General features: G+C 39.1%; 19 protein-coding genes, 1 tRNA gene and 2 pseudogenes. 6 read left to right on the top strand and 16 right to left on the bottom strand.

All coding sequences use genetic code 11. The annotated features are described in order from the left end of the window. Positions 1-12: 12 nt before the first annotated feature. The 4 genes from LPAF129_RS00930 to LPAF129_RS00945 all read right to left on the bottom strand — a co-directional run bounded on the left by LPAF129_RS00930 (position 13) and on the right by LPAF129_RS00945 (position 3,954). A complete protein-coding gene (locus LPAF129_RS00930) occupies positions 13-522 on the bottom strand; it encodes an HD domain-containing protein (protein ID WP_244054100.1) in 510 nt (169 codons plus the stop codon). A gap of 121 nt (positions 523-643) precedes the next feature. Continuing rightward, positions 644-1,414 carry a TrmH family RNA methyltransferase gene (locus LPAF129_RS00935; RefSeq protein ID WP_244054102.1) on the bottom strand — a complete coding sequence of 257 codons (771 nt, stop codon included), beginning with the start codon at positions 1,412-1,414 and terminating at the stop codon, positions 644-646. Between the two features lie 26 nt (positions 1,415-1,440). Beyond that, entirely contained in the window at positions 1,441-2,088 is a 648-nt protein-coding gene (locus LPAF129_RS00940) for a hypothetical protein (RefSeq protein ID WP_244054104.1), read from the bottom strand. 567 nt (positions 2,089-2,655) lie between these two features. Then, complete coding sequence (locus LPAF129_RS00945; protein ID WP_244054106.1) at positions 2,656-3,954, bottom strand: Y-family DNA polymerase; 1,299 nt, start codon at positions 3,952-3,954, stop codon at positions 2,656-2,658. A gap of 423 nt (positions 3,955-4,377) precedes the next feature. Between LPAF129_RS00945 and LPAF129_RS00950 the strand changes: the two genes are divergently transcribed. Next, a tRNA-Ser gene (locus tag LPAF129_RS00950) sits at positions 4,378-4,465 on the top strand. A gap of 224 nt (positions 4,466-4,689) precedes the next feature. Here LPAF129_RS00950 and LPAF129_RS00955 read toward each other — a convergent pair. The 7 genes and pseudogenes from LPAF129_RS00955 to LPAF129_RS00985 all read right to left on the bottom strand — a co-directional run. Beyond that, positions 4,690-5,613, bottom strand: a pseudogene (locus LPAF129_RS00955) (terminase large subunit domain-containing protein); the annotation flags it as partial. A 52-nt stretch (positions 5,614-5,665) separates the two neighbouring features. Next, positions 5,666-5,926, bottom strand: a complete 261-nt coding sequence (locus tag LPAF129_RS00960; RefSeq protein ID WP_244054110.1) for a DUF6275 family protein — start codon at positions 5,924-5,926, stop codon at positions 5,666-5,668. 14 nt (positions 5,927-5,940) lie between these two features. Continuing rightward, on the bottom strand, positions 5,941-6,126 hold the full coding sequence (locus tag LPAF129_RS00965) for a hypothetical protein (protein ID WP_244054112.1): 186 nt from the start codon (positions 6,124-6,126) through the stop codon (positions 5,941-5,943). A gap of 130 nt (positions 6,127-6,256) precedes the next feature. Continuing rightward, positions 6,257-6,433: a hypothetical protein gene (locus LPAF129_RS00970; protein WP_244054114.1), complete on the bottom strand. Its 177-nt coding sequence runs from the start codon at positions 6,431-6,433 to the stop codon at positions 6,257-6,259. Then, on the bottom strand, positions 6,430-7,590 hold the full coding sequence (locus LPAF129_RS00975; protein WP_244054116.1) for a DUF6883 domain-containing protein: 1,161 nt from the start codon (positions 7,588-7,590) through the stop codon (positions 6,430-6,432). The genes LPAF129_RS00970 and LPAF129_RS00975 overlap by 4 nt, the downstream gene beginning before the upstream one ends. Beyond that, positions 7,590-7,961 (bottom strand): annotated as a pseudogene (locus tag LPAF129_RS00980) (hypothetical protein); the annotation flags it as partial. The gene LPAF129_RS00975 and the pseudogene LPAF129_RS00980, both read right to left, overlap by 1 nt. 114 nt (positions 7,962-8,075) lie before the next feature. Further along, a complete protein-coding gene (locus LPAF129_RS00985) occupies positions 8,076-8,252 on the bottom strand; it encodes a hypothetical protein (protein WP_244054117.1) in 177 nt (58 codons plus the stop codon). Between the two features lie 105 nt (positions 8,253-8,357). Here LPAF129_RS00985 and LPAF129_RS00990 point away from each other — a divergent pair, with 105 nt between their 5' ends. After that, complete coding sequence (locus tag LPAF129_RS00990) at positions 8,358-9,275, top strand: hypothetical protein (protein WP_244054119.1); 918 nt, start codon at positions 8,358-8,360, stop codon at positions 9,273-9,275. A 183-nt stretch (positions 9,276-9,458) separates the two neighbouring features. Here LPAF129_RS00990 and LPAF129_RS00995 read toward each other — a convergent pair whose 3' ends face one another. Beyond that, a complete protein-coding gene (locus LPAF129_RS00995) occupies positions 9,459-9,914 on the bottom strand; it encodes a hypothetical protein (RefSeq protein ID WP_244054121.1) in 456 nt (151 codons plus the stop codon). Positions 9,915-10,184: 270 nt separating this feature from the next. Further along, positions 10,185-12,014: a translation elongation factor 4 gene (lepA, locus tag LPAF129_RS01000; protein WP_244054123.1), complete on the bottom strand. Its 1,830-nt coding sequence runs from the start codon at positions 12,012-12,014 to the stop codon at positions 10,185-10,187. Positions 12,015-12,515: 501 nt separating this feature from the next. Here lepA and spxB point away from each other — a divergent pair. After that, the gene (gene spxB / locus LPAF129_RS01005) at positions 12,516-14,291 is read left to right on the top strand and encodes a pyruvate oxidase (RefSeq protein ID WP_244054152.1); all 1,776 of its coding nucleotides are present in this window, start codon (positions 12,516-12,518) and stop codon (positions 14,289-14,291) included. A 98-nt stretch (positions 14,292-14,389) separates the two neighbouring features. Continuing rightward, positions 14,390-14,974 carry an LOG family protein gene (locus LPAF129_RS01010; RefSeq protein ID WP_244054125.1) on the top strand — a complete coding sequence of 195 codons (585 nt, stop codon included), beginning with the start codon at positions 14,390-14,392 and terminating at the stop codon, positions 14,972-14,974. Between the two features lie 135 nt (positions 14,975-15,109). Here LPAF129_RS01010 and LPAF129_RS01015 read toward each other — a convergent pair whose 3' ends face one another. Beyond that, positions 15,110-15,949 carry an aldo/keto reductase gene (locus LPAF129_RS01015; RefSeq protein WP_244054127.1) on the bottom strand — a complete coding sequence of 280 codons (840 nt, stop codon included), beginning with the start codon at positions 15,947-15,949 and terminating at the stop codon, positions 15,110-15,112. 234 nt (positions 15,950-16,183) lie between these two features. Here LPAF129_RS01015 and LPAF129_RS01020 point away from each other — a divergent pair, with 234 nt between their 5' ends. After that, a complete protein-coding gene (locus LPAF129_RS01020) occupies positions 16,184-16,687 on the top strand; it encodes a GNAT family N-acetyltransferase (protein WP_244054130.1) in 504 nt (167 codons plus the stop codon). 90 nt (positions 16,688-16,777) lie between these two features. Here the strand turns inward: LPAF129_RS01020 and glyA are convergent, their stop codons facing one another. After that, complete coding sequence (gene glyA, locus LPAF129_RS01025) at positions 16,778-18,040, bottom strand: serine hydroxymethyltransferase (RefSeq protein WP_244054132.1); 1,263 nt, start codon at positions 18,038-18,040, stop codon at positions 16,778-16,780. Between the two features lie 199 nt (positions 18,041-18,239). Beyond that, entirely contained in the window at positions 18,240-19,970 is a 1,731-nt protein-coding gene (locus tag LPAF129_RS01030; protein ID WP_244054134.1) for a pyruvate oxidase, read from the bottom strand. 213 nt (positions 19,971-20,183) lie between these two features. Between LPAF129_RS01030 and LPAF129_RS01035 the strand changes: the two genes are divergently transcribed. Next, positions 20,184-20,371: hypothetical protein (locus LPAF129_RS01035; protein ID WP_244054136.1), on the top strand; the 188-nt coding region annotated here is incomplete at its 3' end.

Consider the following 20,371-nt stretch of genomic DNA (forward strand, 5'->3'; position numbering starts at 1 on the left):
TTAATTTTACTCTTATTTACTTACTTTTGCAAAGCTAAATTTCTGTTTAAAAGTCTGTTCAATTTTATCAACCAAATGACCGCTATATTCAGAAGTTGCAGAATATTTATCAACTGCAGTAACAATGAAACCTTCGGGATATTTCGGTGGGCAAACAGTTGCGCCCCACATGTGCTTAATAATAATATCTTTTTCTAATGGGCTTAAATCAGTGATTTTTTCAGCGTTTCTTAAGGCGATCCGGGGATGGATCCACGCATGTGTTCCCCGGTCAAACTTAGTTGTTCGCCAGTCGTAATAAAATAAATCGTGGAGCAATCCTGCCCGTGCTGTTGCTCGTGCATTTAAGTGCATTTTTTTGGCAAGACAATAGCTGGTATAAGAAACATTAATACAGTGTTCCAAACGTGTTGTTGCATGATGTTGTTCATATTCAGAAAGTTTTTGGACGGCTGGTTCTTGTAACAAGTCGCCAACATAGCTCATATATTCAGAATCTTGTTCCCATTTGGTATTGCTCATATTAATTAAATTACCTCACTCGCTTAATCAAATTAGCTTTCACCGCATAATATTAGCCCGTTTGCTTGTAACTTGCAATCTTAAATCACTAAGTCTGGTAATGTTAATTGATTCTTAATAATCATGCCTTTAACGCAAACATTAGGATTCCTGCCGCAACTGCAACATTCAATGATTCTGCTTGACCTTTTATCGGAATGTAGAGGTTCATTGACGTAGCTGCCAACATTTCTTGACTTAAGCCATTGCCTTCATTTCCCATCATCACTGCAAAATCTTCATGGCGGCCAACTTGATCATAACTACGTGCTTGGTCATTTAATTCGCTGCCAAAAACAGGCAAGCCCTGAGCTTTAAAAGCTGTTGTCCACTTTGCCAAATCATCTTGAACAATTTGAATGTGAAATTGGCTGCCCTGCATTGCCCGCACTAATTTAGGCTGATACATATCCACTGAACCTTTACTTAAAACGACCCCTGCAAAACCAGCTGCGTCGGCTGTTCGGACCATAGTACCGACATTTCCAGGATCCTGCACCGTATCTAAAAATAACCATGAACCAGTAATTTCAGTTGGCAGTACTGCTTCAGTTTGCTTTAAGGCGACTGTCGCAAAAATTCCTTGTGGACTAGGTGTTTCACTTAGTTGCTGCGCAACTTCAGGTGAAATTTCATACAAATCAACTTGGTTTAAGTCAATTTGCAGCTGCTCTTGCGCCAATGCTTCGGCCGTCCCCATAATTTCAAGGATCTTTTCATTGGCATGGATCGCTTCTTTCACCAAGTGCCAACCTTCTAGTAAATATTTTTCTTGTTTAAGTCTGCCTTTTTTGGCGGCTAGTTTCTTCCAATTTTTAACTGTTTGGTTCCCTGTTGATTGTATAGTCTTCATATTAATTTCCTATTCTTTTCGGTGTTTTAATTAGCCAACTGTTTAGTTAACCGTAAAATTGCTTGTTTCTTTCCATTTAAATCCTGTTGGAGCCCACTGACGATTTGTAACCGATAGGTGGCTGCCAACTGTTGTACGGCCTGAGTATCTGTCGCAAATTCTTGTTCAGTCACTAAAACTGCTGTGACACAATTTGTTTCATAGTTATAAAAAGAGCGGTAGATATTAGCTGGGATCTGGCTTAACGCTAGATCACTCGCAAAAAAGTGAGCACTCAAACGCGCAGCCACGTTCATACAGTCGGTTGCCGCTTTAAAAATCTCATCATCACTATTAAACGTGAATCCTGGATTATGGAACATTAATGAAACCCCATGTTCGGAAAAAGGTCCACAGTCCAAAAAGCGCTGTGGTCCATCAGTCGGCTGCGACGATAACAAAAGGTACAAACCATTTTGTTCAATTTCGCGTCCTCGCATTTGTAATAATGGTTCAATTCCATCCAGAAGATTCAGTTGATGTTCTTGCTTTAATTGTCTCTTGGAGATCAACTCTAAGCGTAATGAAGTATCCTCCAACTTATCTGTCAAAATTCCAGTCAAATACCGCTCAACATTTTGAATCAAATACATGTCATAGATTGTTTGTCCAACTGCCTGATATTTAATGTTCATCACCAACCACCTCTTACTCACTTACATTTTCCTTAATTATACAACGAAGCAGCCTGCTTCGTATATTAACACCCCTAAATTAACTGGCTTTTAACCAAAAAAAGACCCCACTCCAGTTACGGAGCAAGGCTTTAGGGGTTGTATTAATTTGTTTAGGGGGACAAATTAAATAGTTGTCAATTAGAATCGAGATCCTAACTGTCAACGGAATTATTATAGCACAGTCCACTTTTTGCGACAAGCTTTTTCAAGCAGATGGTCCTGTTGTATTTAAATTTTTCATTATTAAATATTCTGATGTCAGTTTATTTTAACATAAAAAAATCCCGTCACTTCAGCGACAGGAAGAACAGATATATAATATGTGCATAGCCATCAGGACAACGGAATTATGTGATAGTCAGTAATATTGCTAAAAATAGATGTGTCCCTCTCAATGGCTATGTAGCTAGTATATACCTTCAATTTTAAAAAATCTATAACAAAAATGTTACAAATTCTTAACTAAATCATTTCTTACTGGCTCTTTTTGCAGTTTTTTGTTCGTTTTTAGCAATAATCTAGTGACTAGCTGTAAGAATTTCCACCATTATGCCCGCCAACTAAGCCAGCACGGTCCAACATTGTTCCACCTTTTTTTAAGCTGTGTCCCCAAAATAAGGCTGTCGTGCCAAACCGCTGTCGAATTTGGTCGAGTGTTTTTTCTAACAAGAATTTCTTTTCTGGTTGTTTTCCTACGTTAAATAAGTCCAACTGTAAATTTTGGGTCGTGGTCAATTGACCATAACTCACTGCAACATTTCTGATACCCTCGCCCTGCCAGTTTTCCCTAAAAATTTTCAGTAAATACCGGTTTAAACACTGACTATCATTAGTTGGTGCAATTTTCAGTTGTTGAGTAAAGCCATGTTTACCTGCCTGTTCTGCCGCCGCATAAGAAAAACCAATGCTTAAACTCACACACATCGTTTGCCTAGCTCGGCTTCGCAGTCTGGCAGCGACCTGCTCACCAATTTCTTGAATCACCACTTCAATTTCATCTTGCTTCAAATAATCCCGTGGTAAAACCTGTGAATTTCCCAAACTCTTGCTTTTAACCGGCACTGGTTTTTCCAAATTAGACCGGTCGATCCCCCAAGCAAGTGCTAATAACTGGGTCCCAATTATGCCAAATTCTGCTTTTAAAATAGCTGGACTAGTATGTGCCAAATTTTTAATTGAATAGATCCCCATTCGATTTAAATGTTTAGCAGTTCGTTGACCAATACTCCAAACAGTAGTTAAGTCAGTAATTGGCCACACTTTTTGAGCAAAGTTTTCATACTTTAACTCTCCAATTAAATCTGGCGAATGTTTAGCGAAAAGATCCAGCGCCAACTTCGCTTGCAGTGGATTTTCTCCAATCCCAACTGTAGTATATAGTCCTAATTTATCTCGGACCTCCTGTTGAATCTTTTGCGCAACGATTCGTGGTGTGGCACCAAACAACTGCCATGCCCCCGTCAGATCCAAAATCGTTTCATCAATTGAATAAGGAACACAATCTTTTTCAGGTGTATATCGTTGAAATAAAGCATTGATCTCCAAATTCTTTTCAATATAGAGGTTCATCCTTGGTGGCACGATCAATAAATCAGCTGTCCGTGGCAAGTCTCGTTGCCGACTAACATTACTAATGTGGTACCTCTTTTTAGCCATCGGTGAAGCAGCCAAAATCAATCCACCATTCGTATTTTCTTGCTCTGATAGCACGACCAGTGCAGCTTCTAATGGATTTAGTCCTCGTTTAACGCATTCAACACTAGCATAAAATGACTTATTATCGATCAGGAAAAAAACTCCATGTGGTTCTTTTTGAAAATCCATCGCTGCACCTCCTCGCATTAGTCTTCCTAAAACATGTGTTCTCCTTTATTATAGAACATTAGTTCGAAAAGTAAATAAAAAAAACAGCTCATTTACTTCAAATTAATTAAAATATCTCATTTATTCTTCAAAATCACCACTTAGCTTTTGTATCAAAAACCAGTTAACCCTGAACCAGCTGGTCGATATTTAATTTTTTAATTTTTAAGTTGACTAACAACATTTTTTAACTTATTATTAGTTTGGACATAAGGTCACGCGCCTGAAGATTTTTCTTCACTGACTGCTTCGGTAGTGCACATAGATAGTTAAACCCATTCTTGCTGGAAGAATGGGCTTTTTACTGTCTAAAATTATGCTCAAACTTAGAAAAAATTTTAGATTGTCATCAGGTTATATTTTTGCTATAATAGTTCCTGTTGCGGAGAGTTGGCAGAGTGGTAATGCACCGGACTCGAAATCCGGCGAACCGGCTAATACCGGCGCGCAGGTTCAAATCCTGTACTCTCCTTATTAGATAACTTTAGTTGAATGCTAAAAGCCTACAAACGCTGATTTTGTAGGCTTTTATTTTTTTATTAAAGGCAAATAAAGGTAATTAAAAGAATTCGTGTGCACATTTTTAAAACTTACACAGCAAAAAAATAAAGTACAGCCATCTCTGACTGAGCCCTATTTGCCAAAAACGGCAATATTTGAAAATTAGTATTTCAATTTCTGACCTGGATAAATCACATTGTGGTTCTTGATGCCAACATATAATTGTCCTTTTAACACTGGCAGAGCTTTGACCTGCAGTTCTTGCCACTCATTTTCTGAGATAGCGGACTTCTGGTTGTACTTGATCCATAGTCCCAAACGTTGAATGTTAAAGTCAATCGTATCAGAACCGATTTCATCTTGGATTGAACGCTCAGTAAAGATGGTCCCCAAAGATGGATTGCACAGATACCATAACTCACGATCATGGATGTCTGACTCATCTTCGACACCCCATTCGGCCCAACCCGCATTTTCGACTTTATGTGATAAAACATCATCACGAAAACTAGGAAAAACTGTTCCGCTGGATAATGGTGTCGGAGGCGTTCCACAGAAAATCGTTTGTGGATTCTGTGAGTCAGTTACGACGTACTTTAATGCTGACTCTTGATCAGTCGTGTATTCCTGTGCCTCATCGATCACTAGTAAATCGAACCCTTCACCTAAACCACCAGTAGAGGTCCGCGTCCGAAATTCAACTCTTCCACCAGTTTCTGGTATTTCCAACCGTTCACGTCCCGTGGCTCGCAAAGATTCGTACTCAATACCAGCTTTATCCAGTAAACGCAAAAGTCGCTCCCACGAAGAATGGCTGGTCGTTGTACGGTGAGCAGTGTGTAACATCTGTTCACCATTCAACAAACCAGCCATTTCTCTGATTGCAGCAATTTCATTTTTACCATTACGTCGGGGCAAGCTGTAGCCAAACTTAGTATGGACCCACAGTCCTTCATCATTGACAGCAAAAATGCTTTTACATAATTCAACCTGCCATTCTTGTGCTGTTCTGCCAGACTTCTCATAGGATTCAATTGCAGCTTGATAATGTGTTTCAGTATATGGAAGAATTACCGATTGAGTAGGATGCTGATTACCAAGTCTGACTTGAGTAGTCATAAGAATCCCCCAATCTTAATTCATGCATGATAACCCTATCGCTGGGGTGAGGCTACATCTTAATACATTCGTTTGATTCTTTGATGTAAGTATCGATATAAGTTTCGCCCTTATCGCCATTATGGGTAATTTCATATAATGGTGCGTCTTTGACTGTTGCACTAAGAATAGCTTTATTATTCTGTAATGTTTTACATGACCAAACTACAAAGACCTCAAACTCAGGGAAGTTCCCATCATCATCCATTAACTTATTTAGAATTCTTTGTCCAACCATCGTCTTACATCTTTCAATAAACTTCTCATTATCCATAATAGATCATCCTCCTATTTTTCCAACGCAACTCCAGCAATATTATTTTGGTTAAAGGTAGCGGAACGATTGGTTTGTGTGCTAATCCCAAAATAATCAAACTTCAATTCTGAACAAGTATTTTCTACGTTCGTTACATTTTCAAACTTCAGTGTTTGACCATCAATTAACCAAATAATCAAAGATTTACCATTTTCCATTAAGTTTCACTCCTCGTAATTTTGTGTACAAAAATAGCACTTAGTCATCTTTTAACTAAGTGCTAAACAAGTGGGATAATCGCTTTTACCATTTTTTAACTCTTTCAAAAAAATATACGGCTTAACCTTTTTAATGCTCTGAAACTTTCCAAGTTACCTCCTCAATATCACTCATTGAGATAGTGGGGAGTTTCAAATCATAATCATCTTTAGCTTCAAACATAAAATGATCATCATCAAAGCGATATACGATAGCACCTTCACGTCCATCTTTTAGCTTTACCACGTCTAACTCTTCAATTTTCATTTTTTTGACTCCCCTTCCTTGGCTATTCTTACAGTGGTTAACCTAACTTCATTCTTATCTTCAATCCACGCGGTTAAAACATTTGCATATTCTTTGTTAGCACCTTTAATAGGCATAATCACAAAGTATTTTTTCCCGTAACCTTCATTTCCCTTAAATATTGCTTTATAATAGGGCAACTTTTGATATATTTGATTTAACAAAATACGATAATTACTCGTGGTAATTCCAAGTCTATCCCTAAACTCTTTTGCCTTAGGTCCACCAACATTATGATTTATATCAAGCGCATAATTCACTAATTTGCTCTTGCTAATCGTTGCATTCTGCCAATTTGGTAATGCTTGTGGATGGACTCGGCCACGTTTTAACGCACTAACCCCGGAAGGACCAGTATAGTTATCCGTTAAAAGACCAATCTTTTTCCTAACATTAATTTTAGCATCTTTCTGCGGGTCTTTCCACGCTTTAGACCATACATTTTGCTGTCTGCCATCGCCTGGTTTATAGTCCACAGTACACCGACAGCGTTCATGTCGCCGATAGATATCATGCGGTTCATCTTGGTAGTCATAGGTACCTGCTAGCGCCTTACACCAATCACAAGCATGACCTGCAACTCGACGAGTTATCTTAGGATGTAGCCCTGCTTTTGCTTGAAATTCAGCATTGGCTTTAATCGTATCATCCACTACACTTTGACTGAAATTAATCAGTGGGTCTTCCAAGAGCCACTGAACTTTTTCAAAATCGTCTTCTTGCGAAACTCGATTCACAATACCATCGATTCGACTCTGATTAACCGGAGCAGTTTGGCCACGCATATGCAATCCTGCCTGTTGATTTAATCCATTCTGAACATCCAACGCGTAACTCGAAATCAACTCATGATTTTTCTTCATGGTTGAGTCCAACAAACGTTGAGCGATATTGAAATACATTTTTCCATCGGGTAATGACTCACCAGTAATATGTTGACCCAGTACCTTACCCAGAATTTGACCAACTGTAATCGCAAAGTCATTCACATCCAAGTAAGTCGCTTTTTTAGATTGCAAAGCTTTAACTGCAGCAACTAGCTTAGGATCCTTTGCAGTTTGTTCATCAAATTCTGTCTGAATTACTTCTAGTAATGCTGGAACAATATCATCGGTCACTATTCCTCACCACCCTGGACACCAGTCAAATCTCTAACAGTGTCTTTAGTGATGTAACCTGGAATAGCTTGGTTTAGCTTAATTGCTCCATCGCCGATCAGTCCTAAAGTATTGGCATCAGCTTCAAATAACGGTTCCCACTTTGGTTGAGTTGCATTAAACTGACGACGCTGATACGGAAAATCATCGCGTAAGCAAGCCGACAAATATGCCACGTTTAACAAACCAGAGCCTAAACTTCGTTGTGCTTTACGACCAGCTAAGCGCAAGTTTTCATGACTTGCCTTAATAGCTTCAACTGATGACGGATTATCAGACACAAAACCCAAATCGTCCATAGTTAAGCCAGTTTCACCAGCAAATCCTGCTGCTCCTTATTAAAATCAAAATAGAATCATTTAAAAAATACAAAAGCCCAACTTTAGCTAAATGCGATAAAGTTGGGCTTAACTATTGACTTTCCGTAGAAAAAGCCTTGGAAATTTCTAAAGTTTTTTTATTTTTGAGTCACCATTAAAAGCTTTGAGTATTTTAAGTAAAATTTGAGCAAAAAGACAGTCTTCCATTCCCGACCTAGAAACTTCAAAAAAAGTTGGAAAACTTAACCACCCCTCATTGATTTGATCCGCTAAGATTACAAATTCATTACCAGTTGCTCTCAACCAGTGTGCTTCCTTTAGAAATTTGGTAAAGTATGCTAACATTGACACTAATTCATAGTTGTCACGTTAACACGAACCATTATTATTATCATAGGGAGTGAAATCTTGCGTAAACACAACAAAACCAACCACCAACTATTAATTTGTGCTAGTTGTCTTTTGGGATTTACTAGTTGGTTTCTTTTTGAACCGCAAGTTAACGCCGCTGCTGCTAATATTCCGACAGAAACCAGTCAATCACAGCACTCAGCAACTAGTAGTCAGCTCACTACTTCAAAAAAACCAGCAACTGGTGCTAATACTTCAACTGCAGCCAGTATTTCATCTGAAAACAGCTCAATTAGTTCCGACAGTTCAAATGTTTCGTCTGACGCCACAAGTTCATCCAGCTCAGCTAGCTCTAATGAATCAATCGGCTCATCCTCTAGTTCTTCTAGTTCTTCAGATAGTTCAGCTAGTTCTTCGAGCAGCTCTAGTTCAACCAGTTCTAGTTCGTCAAGCTCCTCAAGTTCTAGTTCCGCCTCTTCTGCAGCCGGCGGCAATCAGCCACCAGCCAATCAAGATGGTGATCAAGCTGGTTCTAGTGCAGAATCAACTACCAGTATTCCTGCAAAAAGCAACCAGCCTAGTGCAAAGCCGGGCAGAAACAACCAGTGGTTTCAAAGTAGAAAACAAGAATTAGTTTCTCAAAACAATGAAGTTGAAAAAATCACTGATACCTATAATAAGGCTCAAATTTTAGCCGCACGAAGTTCAGCTGCTAATAGACAAGCTGACAAAGAAAATTCTGGGGAAAGCCAACAACCTAATACTAATATTATTGACTTCACAAATGGAACGACAGCTTACGCACCACCAACTTCAACCATTTTAAAAGACGATTCTCATTTTACTTTAAACGCCTTTTTGTATTTTGCCGTAGTTTTCGTCATTATTTTAGTTTACACCCTTTACGGTGAAATTCAGGATAGTCGTAAATATAAAATTGAAAATCACCCAGAAAATAATCACCATATTAATTAAGAACACAACAGTTAGCTCCCCAACCTGTATGTAATCTGACTTTAGTACCTTTTCACCATTGGAGTCTACTTCGATTGCAATTAAAGAGAGTTATCTTAAACAACTTAAGAAAAAAAGAGGACCTAACTTCACAGTTTAATGCTGCGAAATTAGGTCCTCTTTAATTAATTCCAATTAGTTTAACTACTTTTTATTTCTAACTCCGACTCTTTCAAGCTGAATGCCGCTAAACCGATTGATCATTTCCAAATCATCAAAGTGACTTTCCAGTTCATCTAAAGAGATATTACTTTTTTGCGGGGTAGTTTCAAAGTAAAGTTGCTGCGTTCCCTGCAGAGCATAGCGTTCGATCTTCATAAACTCTTCGTGAAACAACAAGTTTAATGAAAAGTGCCGGTGAAAAGAACTGCTGATCCGCGGGAGTTCAGTATCTAACTTAAACCGGGTAAACTTCCCATCATGGTACTTAACATCAAGTGGCTCAAGCAAGGAAAAACGCTGATTTTCATACGCCAAAACCGTTGCTTGTTTGTCATTGATTTCAATAAATTCGGGAACTTTAACTCTAACTATGTACAAATAATTACTGGATTGGTCAATCCCTAAAAAATTATTTGCGCTGAATTGATATATTGCCATTCTAAAAACCTCTCTCAATATGCTGAAGACTATCGTACCAAGCTAAATAACATAATTCAAATAAAAATGTCTTTTTGTAAGCGCCATGAGCTTGATGTTCCGTCTTTTCAGTAACGCTCAAAAAAAGAGAAGAACTTAACTTACGAGTCCTTCTCCCCTTCAGTTGTAAAAACTGGTGGCTCTTACCACCACTTCCACTGTAATAGTTTTGCTTTTTAATTTAAATCTCTCACTAAGATTCTTAACCTTAATTTAGTGGTCTCACTAAATTTATTTACTTTCATCTTCAGACTGAAGGACAGCCATAAATGCTTCTTGCGGAATTTGAACTGTACCAACATCTTTCATCCGTTTCTTACCACGTTTCTGCTTTTCAAGTAATTTAGCCCGACGGTCAGGGTCACCTGTATGGATCTTTGAAGTAACATCCTTACGGTAGGCCTTGATATTCGTCCGTGCAATAATTTTAGCCCCAGTTGCTGCTTGGATCGGAATTTCAAAGTTTTGTCGCGGAATAATTCCTTTCAGTTTCTTAGTGATCACTCGAGCTCGTTCTTGAGCAAATTGGCGGTGAGAAATAAAGCTCAAGGCATCAACTTTATCACCATTCAATAGAATGTCGATTTTAACTAAGTCACTTGGCTGGTCCTCGTCAAATTCATAGTCTAACGATGCATAGCCATGGGTATTGGACTTCAATTTGTCAAAGAAATCAAAAATAATTTCCGCTAACGGCATCTTATAAATGACATTGACACGGGTGTCATCCAAATAATCCATCGTGACAAATTGGCCACGCTTGCGCTGACATAACTCCATGACCGCCCCCACAAAGTCGTTAGGAACCATAATTTCCGCTCTAACAAATGGTTCATTGATTTGCGAGATATTGGAAACTTCCGGCATTTCTGCTGGGTTGGCAACTTCAAGCATCGTTCCATCTGTTAACTTAACATTGTAGGTGACTGACGGTGCAGTGGTGATCAGGTCCATATTAAATTCACGTTCTAATCGTTCCTGGATCACGTCCATATGAAGTAAACCCAAAAAGCCACAACGGAAACCGAACCCTAGCGCCTGTGAAGTTTCTGGTTCGAACTCTAAAGCTGCATCATTTAACTGTAATTTTTCCAAATCTTCACGCAAGTCATTATATTTTGCATTATCGGTTGGATATAATCCGGAATATACCATTGGATGCATTTCCCGATAACCTTTTAACGGCTTTTCAGTCGGATTGTCCGCACTAGTAACAGTATCACCAACACGAGTATCCTTGATATCTTTAATGCTGGCTGTTAAATAGCCCACATCTCCTGCCATCAAAAAATCACGCTTCAATGGTTTAGGTGAATTGACCCCAACTTCAGCCACTTCATATTCTACCCCACCATTCATCAGTCTAATTCGATCACCAGGCTTAACCACACCTTCAGTGACCCGAATACTTAAAACAACACCACGGTAATCATCATAGACTGAATCAAAAATCAGCGCTTTTAATGGGGCTTGAATATCTCCAGTCGGTGCCGGCACCTTTTGCACGATTTGTTCTAGCATTTCAGGAATACCTACACCAGTTTTACCTGAAGTTAACACAGCCTCAGAAGCATCCAAACCAATCACATCTTCAATATCTTTGCGAACTACTTCGGGTTGGGCTGATGGCAAATCAATTTTATTGATGACTGGGATAATTTCTAAATCATCATCAATTGCCAAATAAACATTCGCTAAGGTTTGAGCTTCAATTCCTTGCGCAGCGTCGACAACTAAGATTGCCCCTTCACACGCTGCCAAAGAACGTGAAACTTCATATGAAAAGTCAACATGTCCTGGAGTGTCGATCAAATGGAAAATATAATCTTCACCATCGTTAGCGTGATATTTTAATTCAACAGCGTTTAATTTAATAGTAATTCCACGTTCACGCTCCAAATCCATGGAATCTAGTAATTGTTCTTTCATTTCCCGGTGAGAAACAGTATCCGTTAATTCAAGGATGCGATCAGCGATGGTCGATTTACCATGATCAATATGTGCAACGATTGAAAAATTGCGGATATGTTTTTGCCGTTCCTTCATTTCTTCTATCTTCATTCAGCAAATTCCTGCTTTCTGTACTGTTATCCTATCTAACGCTATATTATAGCCTGTCTTTAACATGTCAGTCAATTTAAGTCCAACTTAAGTAAAATTTAAATCTGAAAAATAAGTACTATATAAGTCCCAAGGGTTCACGTAATTTAGAAATCAACTCTAAATTTAGTAAAAAATTTTGTAGCCCACAATTTGACAATAAAATAATTTTTTTCTTCTATATAAAATAGATTTTTTTCTATGTATTCAAGTAAAAAAAGAAAATTCTCGAAAGTTTTGATGGTTTTTGGGCGCAAAAAATTAATTTTTTTACAAAAAAACACCTTTTTTTCAAATTTTTTGGACTTTTTTAAAATAAAATCGCTTACAATGTTGTGTACAACCTTGTAAGCGATTTTCGTTTAGGGTAGAATAAACAGTGTTGAATTTTAGCTTAAATTAGTTAAAGAGAAAGGATGTATTATTTTGCAAAAACAACAAACCGTTGAAGCCGGCGTTGCGATGATGAAAGTTTTAGAATCTTGGGGGGTTAAGCATGTCTATGGTTATCCTGGTGGTTCAATCAGTTCCACTTTGCATGCCTTAGAAGTTGAAAAAGAAAACATCACTTATGTTCAAGTACGTCATGAACAAGTTGGTGCTTTAGCCGCTGTTGGTCATGCTAAAGCTACTGGTAAAATTGGTGTTACTTTTGGTTCAGCTGGCCCTGGTGCCGTTAACTTGTTAAACGGCCTCTATGATGCTAAAGAAGATAACGTTCCTGTTCTAGCTATTGTTGGACAAGTTCCTCGTTCAAACATGAACTACGACTACTTCCAAGAATTCCCAGAAACACCAATGTTTAGCGACGTCGCTGACTACAACCGTGTTGTTATGACACCAGAAAGCTTGCCATATGTTGTTGACAAAGCTATCCGTGAAGCATACAAGAATAACGGTGTCTCAGTTGTTGTTATCCCTAATGATATTGGCTTTGTTGAAATTGAAGACGTACCATTTTCTTCAGCTCAATTAACAGACGAAAAAGCTGCTCCACAACCTGAAGCAACTGACGAAGAAGTTAAGCATTTACTTGACATGATCAAAGATGCTAAACGCCCTGTCTTCCACGTTGGCTCTGGTATCAAGGATAACCAAGATAAATTACAAAAATTAGCCGAAAAATTACAAATTCCTGTTGTTATTACAGGTCTTGCTAAGGGTAAAGTTGACGATCACTTCGAAGGTAACATGGGTACATCTAACCGTGCCGCATCAAAAGCTGCTGACGAAGTCTTCGGTACAGCTGACTTGGTAATTGCATTGGGTGCTAACTTCCCATTTGCTAACTTAGTTTACCGGACACATGAATTCAAGTTCGTTCAAATTGATAACGACAAATCTAAATTTGGCCGTCATCATTACCTTGACTTCAGTATCTGGTCAGATTCTGGCAAATTCTTGGACAAAGCTCTTGAATTAAGTGAACAACAACCAGAATCAGCTTACTACCAAGCTGCTAAAGAAGATATGAAAGACTGGAGAGCTTACCTTGACAGTTTGATGAACAAAACTGAAGGTGCTCCTGAATACGAAGAAGTTTACCGTGAAATCAACCGGATTGCTGAAGACGATGCCCTCTTCTCAGTTGATGTTGGTGATAACATCATTAACAGTTTCCGTTTCTTAGACATGAAGCGTGGACAAAAGATGACAATTTCAGCATTGTTTGCAACAATGGGTTACGGCCTTCCAGGTGCGATTGCAGCTCAATTCGCTTACCCAGAACGTCAGGTCTTCAACATTGCTGGTGACGGTGCCTTCTCAATGGTTATGCAAGATCTTTTGACATTGAACAAGTACAACTTGCCTGTTATCAACGTTATTACTTCTAACCAATACCTTAGCTTCATCAAGTCAGAACAAGATGATTTGACAATGAACAACTTTGGTATCGATATTAAAGATGCTAAGTTTAAGGATATTGCTGAAGCAATGGGCGTTCATGGTATCGAAGTTAACGACGCTAAAGAATTACCTGCTGCTTTTGACGAAGCTGTTGCTACAACTAAAGCCGGCAAGCCTGTCTTGATCGACGTTAACATCACTGGCAAACGTGGTATTCCTGTTGAAGAATTACAATTCAAGATGGAAGACGGCAAGTTGGTTGAATACATCTCAGATGGTTATCAATTAGCTCATGGTTCACGTACAATGGATGAATTCTTTGCAGAATATGATGCTTCTGAATTGAAGCCATTCACATACTACTTGGACAAATATGGGGTTAAGTTCTAAGAACTAACCCACTAATTAAAATCACATCACTAGTTGATGTGATTTTTTTTATGGTAAAATTGTAGGATAAACTAACTAAATCGCAGAGGAATAAAAAAATGGCCAAATTAGCAGTCTATTGCGGTGCCGCTTCAGGCTTCTCACCGCTTTTTGAACAAGCAACTAAACAACTCGGCAAGTGGATGGTGGAAAATAACTTAGAATTGATCTATGGCGGTGGCAAATATGGGTTAATGGGAACCCTCGCCCAAACGGTCAGTGATTACGGTGGAAAAGTTCATGGAATCGTGCCAGAAGTCTTGTACGATCGTCAAATTACTTTTGACCGTTTAACCGATTTAAAGGTCGTCGGTGATATGTCAGAACGCAAAAAGGAAATGCTCGCCAGCGCAGATGCTTCGTTGGCCCTACCTGGCGGACCAGGAACATTAGAAGAAATTTCTCAAGCCTTTTCCTGGGCACGGATCGGTGAGAATCCGACACCATCGATCATCTATAACGTCGCTAATTTTTACGCACCACTAGAACAAATGTATGATGCAATGGTGACGAATGGATTCTTAACTAAGGTTGACCGTCAAAAATTACTTTTTTCCGAATCGCTGCCGCAAATCCTTGCATTTATGCACGGCTATACTCCCCCAGAAATCAGAACTTATCAGACTAAAGATGCCAAGCAATAAATTAATTAACAAAGGACGCTCATTCCAAGTTAATGGAGTAAGCGTCCTTTTTAGTCTAAAATTCATGGAAAATTAGTTCATTTGGGTCATTTTTGGGGTCAACATTATTTGACACATAACCTCCGATTAACCTCGTTATTCAAACTCTTCGTACTCATTCGGGTCTTGTCCGTCAATTCGTCCATCCTGACGATTTAAGGTATTGATTGCCTTAACTTCATCCCCAGTTAATTCAAAATCAAAAACATCTAAGTTAGCTCGTTGATGATTTAAATTAGTTGATTTCGGTAGTGGAACGATTCCACGTTGTAAATGCCATCTGAGTAAAATTTGCCCAGGATTTTTCTGATACTTTTCAGCCAATTTAACCACAATTGGTTCACTTAATGCTGAACTTCCACGACCTAATGGGCTCCATGCTTCAGTGACAATTCCGCGTTTGGCATTTTCCTGAACTCGTTCATCATTGACCCAGTACGGATGAATTTCGATCTGGTTTACTGAAGGTGTAACACCCGTTTCTTGAATGATACGGTCTAAATGTTCTGGTTCAAAGTTAGATACACCAATTGACTTGATCAAGCCTAATTTTTGCGCAGTGATCAAAGCTTGCCAAGCCTCAACATAAAGTTTACGTTTTGGTAATGGCCAGTGGATCAAGTACAAGTCAAAATAGTCTAGTCCCATCCGCGCCAAAGATTCTGTAATTGCGTTTAACGCATCATCATAATGATGGTATTTACCGGGAAGTTTTGATGAAACAAAAATTTGATCACGAGGCACGCCAGAATCACGAATTGCTTTCCCAACGATACCTTCGTTGTCATAATTAGTGGCACTGTCGATTGAACGATATCCATCTTTAATGGCCGAAATGATTTGCTGGTAGCCCATTCCACCACGTAATTGATAAGTTCCCAACCCAACTTTAGGCAGCTTGTAACCGTCGTTTAAAACTACTTCAGGTATTGTCATTAATTTACTTCCTCCTTTGATAAGTTCCTGTAGTTACAGTATAACGCAAAATTGTATTAAAATAATGTAATCTGTTTGTTGTTTTTGCTTGGCTTTTTCCACTATAATAAAATTAACTAAAAATTCAATGTTGTATGATACAACTATAACTTAATCATCAAACAATTTATCGCTTGAATGTCTGGATTCTATACGAAGTTGTATTAACCAACTAATTTAAAGGAGACCACCCTGATGTCAATTAGCTTTAAACTCGCTCAGCAAAATGATTTACCCCGGATCGTTGAAATTTACAACCAAACTATCAGCTTAAAAAATATCACTGCTGACATTAAACCCGTGACTGTCGCTGACCGTGAGGAATGGTTTGCAGCCTTTTCTCCAGATAAATACCCTCTTTGGGTCATGCAAGATGCCACTGCTCAACAAATTTTCGGCTGGGTCGGTCTCGAGGCCTTTTATGGTCGCGCTGCTTACCAACAAACTGCAGAAATTAGTATCTACATTGACCAAAATAGCCGTGGGCAACACATTGGCAGTCAGGCGTTTGCTTTTGTCGGCAGTCAATTGCCGCGTTTGAATCTGCATAACTTAGTCGGCTTTGTTTTCAAACAAAACCCAGCCAGCCTAGGCTTATTTAAAAAACAAGGCTTTTCTCAATGGGGATTCTTACCCCAGGTTGCCCAAATTGACGCAAACTACCTCGATTTAGTGATCGTTGGTAAACATTTTGACTAAAAAAGATGAGTTCATCATTAGCGATGAACTCATCTTTTTTAGCTAAATCAACCATCAAAGTATAAATAATGCTTGATTTGTTTTTTCTTTTTAATTAAATTCAACTGGAGCAAGCAAGTCGTCAATTGGATGTTGCGCAGTTAATTGATGGACCTCTGTTCTAATTTGGGCCAACGCATCAGCATCATCATGGTTTTCAATCGCACGCACGATCAAGCGAGCAACCTGACGACAATCAGCTTCGTCAAAACCACGTGTTGTGATTGCTGGAGTTCCTAGTCTGACACCTGAAGTCTTAAATGGACTTAATTTTTCAGCAGGAATGGCTTCCTTATTGGTTGTGATTGAAACAGAATCCAAAACTTCTTGAGCCTGCTTGCCATTTAAGTCAGTCTCAGACAAATCAATTGTCATCAAATGGTTATCAGTCCCACCAGAAACGACCCGAATATGCTCGGAAGAAGAAAATTCATCTGCCATTGCTTGGGCATTCTTAATGATCTGTGCCGCATATTCTTTAAACTCAGGTTGCAAGTCTTCGTGCAGCATCACTGCTTTAGCCGCCATCACGTGGTCTAATGGTCCACCCTGTGAACCTGGGAAAACTGCAGAATTGATTTGTTTAGCATATTTTTCTTTAGCTAAGATCATCCCGCCGCGTGGTCCACGTAAAGTCTTATGTGTCGTAGTAGTCACAACATCAGCGTATGGTACTGGACTAGGATGAAGCCCTGCAGCAACTAAGCCAGCAATGTGTGCCATATCTACTAATAAGTATGCACCTACATCATCTGCAATTTCACGGAACTTCGCCCAGTCGATCACGCGACTGTATGCTGAGGCCCCAGCAACGATTAAATTAGGCTGGACATCGCGGGCAACTCGGAGAACTTCATCATAATCCAATAGTTCTGTTTCGGGATTCAAGCCATATGAAAATGACTGATATAATTTCCCACTGAAATTAACCTTAGCGCCGTGAGAAAGATGTCCTCCGGCATTTAAGTCCATCCCTAGGATTTTATCCCCCGGCTTCAAAAAGGCTGCATAGACCTCTTGGTTCGCCTGTGAGCCAGAGTGTGGCTGGACATTTACATATTCTGCGCCAAATAATTCTTTGGCTCGATCGATCGCCAGATTTTCCACAATATCAACGTACTCATTACCACCATAGTAACGTTTACCTGGATAACCTTCTGAGTACTTGTTAGTTAAAACAGAACCCTGTGCTGCTCGAACTGCCGGTGAAACAATATTTTCCGACGCGATCAATTCAATATTATCTTGTTGTCTTTGTTGTTCGTTAGCAATTGCTTGCCATAATTCTGGATCTAAATTTTGATAATTAGACAAAATATCAGCCCCTTTTTTAATCTAAATACTATCTTACCATGAAAAGTCCAAATAATTGCAAAAAAAGACAGGATAATTTTCCCGCCTTTTTGCTTAATATTTAAATTAACTGTTAGTTAAACGCTGACTGGCAAATGTGTTGAATAAGCAAACGGTCATCCCAAAAACCAAACAGTTAAATATTAACTAAAGTAATGTTTTAAAAGAAATGACGCATAATATCTTTGATTGGAGGCAACTTAGGCAACTGATGTTTCTTAGTCAGATACTGTGTCCCAAACTTAGTATAGCCCTTAGCTTCGTTAGCCACGATTTGGCCAGGAAGTGGAGCATCATCAGCGACATAGGCATTGATCAAGACTGGACGGTCTTTAGACTTGTATGCCTTCTTTAAAGCCTGCGCAAATTCTTGCTTGTTAGTTACGGTGTACCCAATTCCACCCGCAGCTTCAGCGAACTTCGCATAGTCCATGTCTGCCAAATCAATCGCATAATTCATTTGACCGGCTGATTGTTGTTCATATTGAATAAAGGCCAATTTACGGTTATTCAAAACAATATTGATCAGCGGCATCTTGTATTTCACAGCAGTAACGAAATCTTCCATCACCATCGCAAAGGCACCATCACCATTAATTGAGATCACTTGACGATCTGGGTAAACTTGGGATGAAGCAATCGCAGCTGGTAAAGCACAGCCCATCGTTCCTAACCAGGCAGAAATCGTGTATTGTTGATCACGGCCAACTGGCAAGTAACGTGAACTCCATGAAGTAGCAGTTCCGACATCAATTGCAAAAACCGCATCACGTGGCGCCGTCTTTTTAATTTGGTCAAATAAAACTTCTGGAGCCAATGGTGAACCTTTGAGGTCCTTTTTCTCTTCAACCCATGAATTCCAAGTTGCCATGCGTTTTTGACAGCTAGCAAGGAATTGTCCGTCTGAAGCTTGAATACCACTATTTAATAAGGCACTAACAACTTCACCCGCATCACCATGGATGGCAACATCAGCAGGGTAACGCTTATTCAAATGACTTGGTTCCAAGTTGATTTGAATACTCTTGGCACGTCCTGTTTCTGGCAAATAAGCTGTGTAAGGATAATTAGTCCCGACCATCACGATCAAGTCAGCTTCCTTCATGGCATGGTAAGCTGCTTTAGTCCCTAGCTTACCTACCTGACCTAATGAGTTAGGATGATCATCTGGGATAAATCCCTTGGCTGGTAAAGTTTGGACAAATGGAATCTTGTAAGTTTCCACGAAACGCTGCATGATCTCACCAGAATGCTTGATTCCTGTCCCAAATAAAGCAATTGGCTTTTTAGCACGGTTCATCAATTCAACGGCTTCTTCAACTTCTGCCATTGGTACAACAGGTTTTTGCACCTTAAATGAATTAGCCGTTGGTTTAAATGCTGTCGCAAGCTTTTTCTGTGGGATGTCATCTGGAATTGTTAAAACAGCAACACCCTTCTTTTCATAAGCAGTCCGAATGGCTTCATCAACAGTTTCTGCCAAATGGTCAACTGATGTAACTGAACGGTTATAAACCGCAACATCTTCAAATAATTGTGGTGTGTTAACTTCCTGGAAGTAACCAGTGTTCAATAAGTTTGATTCAACCTGGCCTAACAAAGCCAACACGGGTGCATGATCCATCTTAGCGTCATACAAGCCGTTTAGCATGTGAATGGCACCTGGACCACCAATTGACAAACAGACAGCTAACTTATCCGTTAACTTAGCTTCAGCGGCGGCAGCTAAAGCCCCAACTTCTTCATGACGAACTTGAATGAACTTAATTTTATCTGACTGACGGCGGATTCCTTCAACAGTTGTGTCGATCGAATCACCAGGCAAACCATAAACGTGGTCAACACCCCAGGCAGTCAAAACATCTACTAATCTATCTGCTCCATTTTTCATTTTTTACAATCTCCCTGTTAAAAATTTACTAGGAACACAGTCCCTTTGTGTAAAATACTAGCGTAATTAAGAAGAAATGTTCCGTTTCAGAATATTTATCTTGGTTAACAGTCGTTGGTACTAATACTTGTACTTGAACAAGTCTGCATTTTATTGTGTAAAATATAGTTTACTCCAATTCTCTAACTTTTTCAAAGGGTTTTCAGAAAAATAATGCAAGAAAATGTAAAAAAGTGCAAAAAAAAGAAGAAGCCTACACTTCTTCTTTCAACTAATCGAAATTATTTCGGGTCTAAACTTTTTAGTGTTGATGAGATGATCATCAGCACTATTTTTATACGTAAAAAGGACATCATTTGTCCTCTTGTGCTACGATTAAAGTGTCGAAGTCTAATCAAAGC

Origin of the sequence: Ligilactobacillus pabuli, from assembly GCF_022836475.1 — a bacterium.
Classification (GTDB): Bacteria; Bacillota; Bacilli; order Lactobacillales; family Lactobacillaceae; genus Ligilactobacillus; species Ligilactobacillus pabuli.

Coding starts and splice junctions, on each gene's coding strand:
- spxB (WP_244054152.1), top strand. CDS start 12,516: ATGATGAAAGTTTTAGAATCTTGGGGGGTTAAGCATGTCTATGGTTAT.
- LPAF129_RS00935 (WP_244054102.1), bottom strand. CDS start 1,414: ATGAAGACTATACAATCAACAGGGAACCAAACAGTTAAAAATTGGAAG.
- LPAF129_RS00970 (WP_244054114.1), bottom strand. CDS start 6,433: ATGAAAATTGAAGAGTTAGACGTGGTAAAGCTAAAAGATGGACGTGAA.
- LPAF129_RS01020 (WP_244054130.1), top strand. CDS start 16,184: ATGTCAATTAGCTTTAAACTCGCTCAGCAAAATGATTTACCCCGGATC.
- LPAF129_RS00995 (WP_244054121.1), bottom strand. CDS start 9,914: ATGGCAATATATCAATTCAGCGCAAATAATTTTTTAGGGATTGACCAA.
- LPAF129_RS01010 (WP_244054125.1), top strand. CDS start 14,390: ATGGCCAAATTAGCAGTCTATTGCGGTGCCGCTTCAGGCTTCTCACCG.
- LPAF129_RS00960 (WP_244054110.1), bottom strand. CDS start 5,926: ATGGATAATGAGAAGTTTATTGAAAGATGTAAGACGATGGTTGGACAA.
- LPAF129_RS00965 (WP_244054112.1), bottom strand. CDS start 6,126: ATGGAAAATGGTAAATCTTTGATTATTTGGTTAATTGATGGTCAAACA.
- LPAF129_RS01030 (WP_244054134.1), bottom strand. CDS start 19,970: ATGAAAAATGGAGCAGATAGATTAGTAGATGTTTTGACTGCCTGGGGT.
- LPAF129_RS01015 (WP_244054127.1), bottom strand. CDS start 15,949: ATGACAATACCTGAAGTAGTTTTAAACGACGGTTACAAGCTGCCTAAA.
- LPAF129_RS00930 (WP_244054100.1), bottom strand. CDS start 522: ATGAGCAATACCAAATGGGAACAAGATTCTGAATATATGAGCTATGTT.
- LPAF129_RS00945 (WP_244054106.1), bottom strand. CDS start 3,954: ATGGATTTTCAAAAAGAACCACATGGAGTTTTTTTCCTGATCGATAAT.
- LPAF129_RS00940 (WP_244054104.1), bottom strand. CDS start 2,088: ATGAACATTAAATATCAGGCAGTTGGACAAACAATCTATGACATGTAT.
- lepA (WP_244054123.1), bottom strand. CDS start 12,014: ATGAAGATAGAAGAAATGAAGGAACGGCAAAAACATATCCGCAATTTT.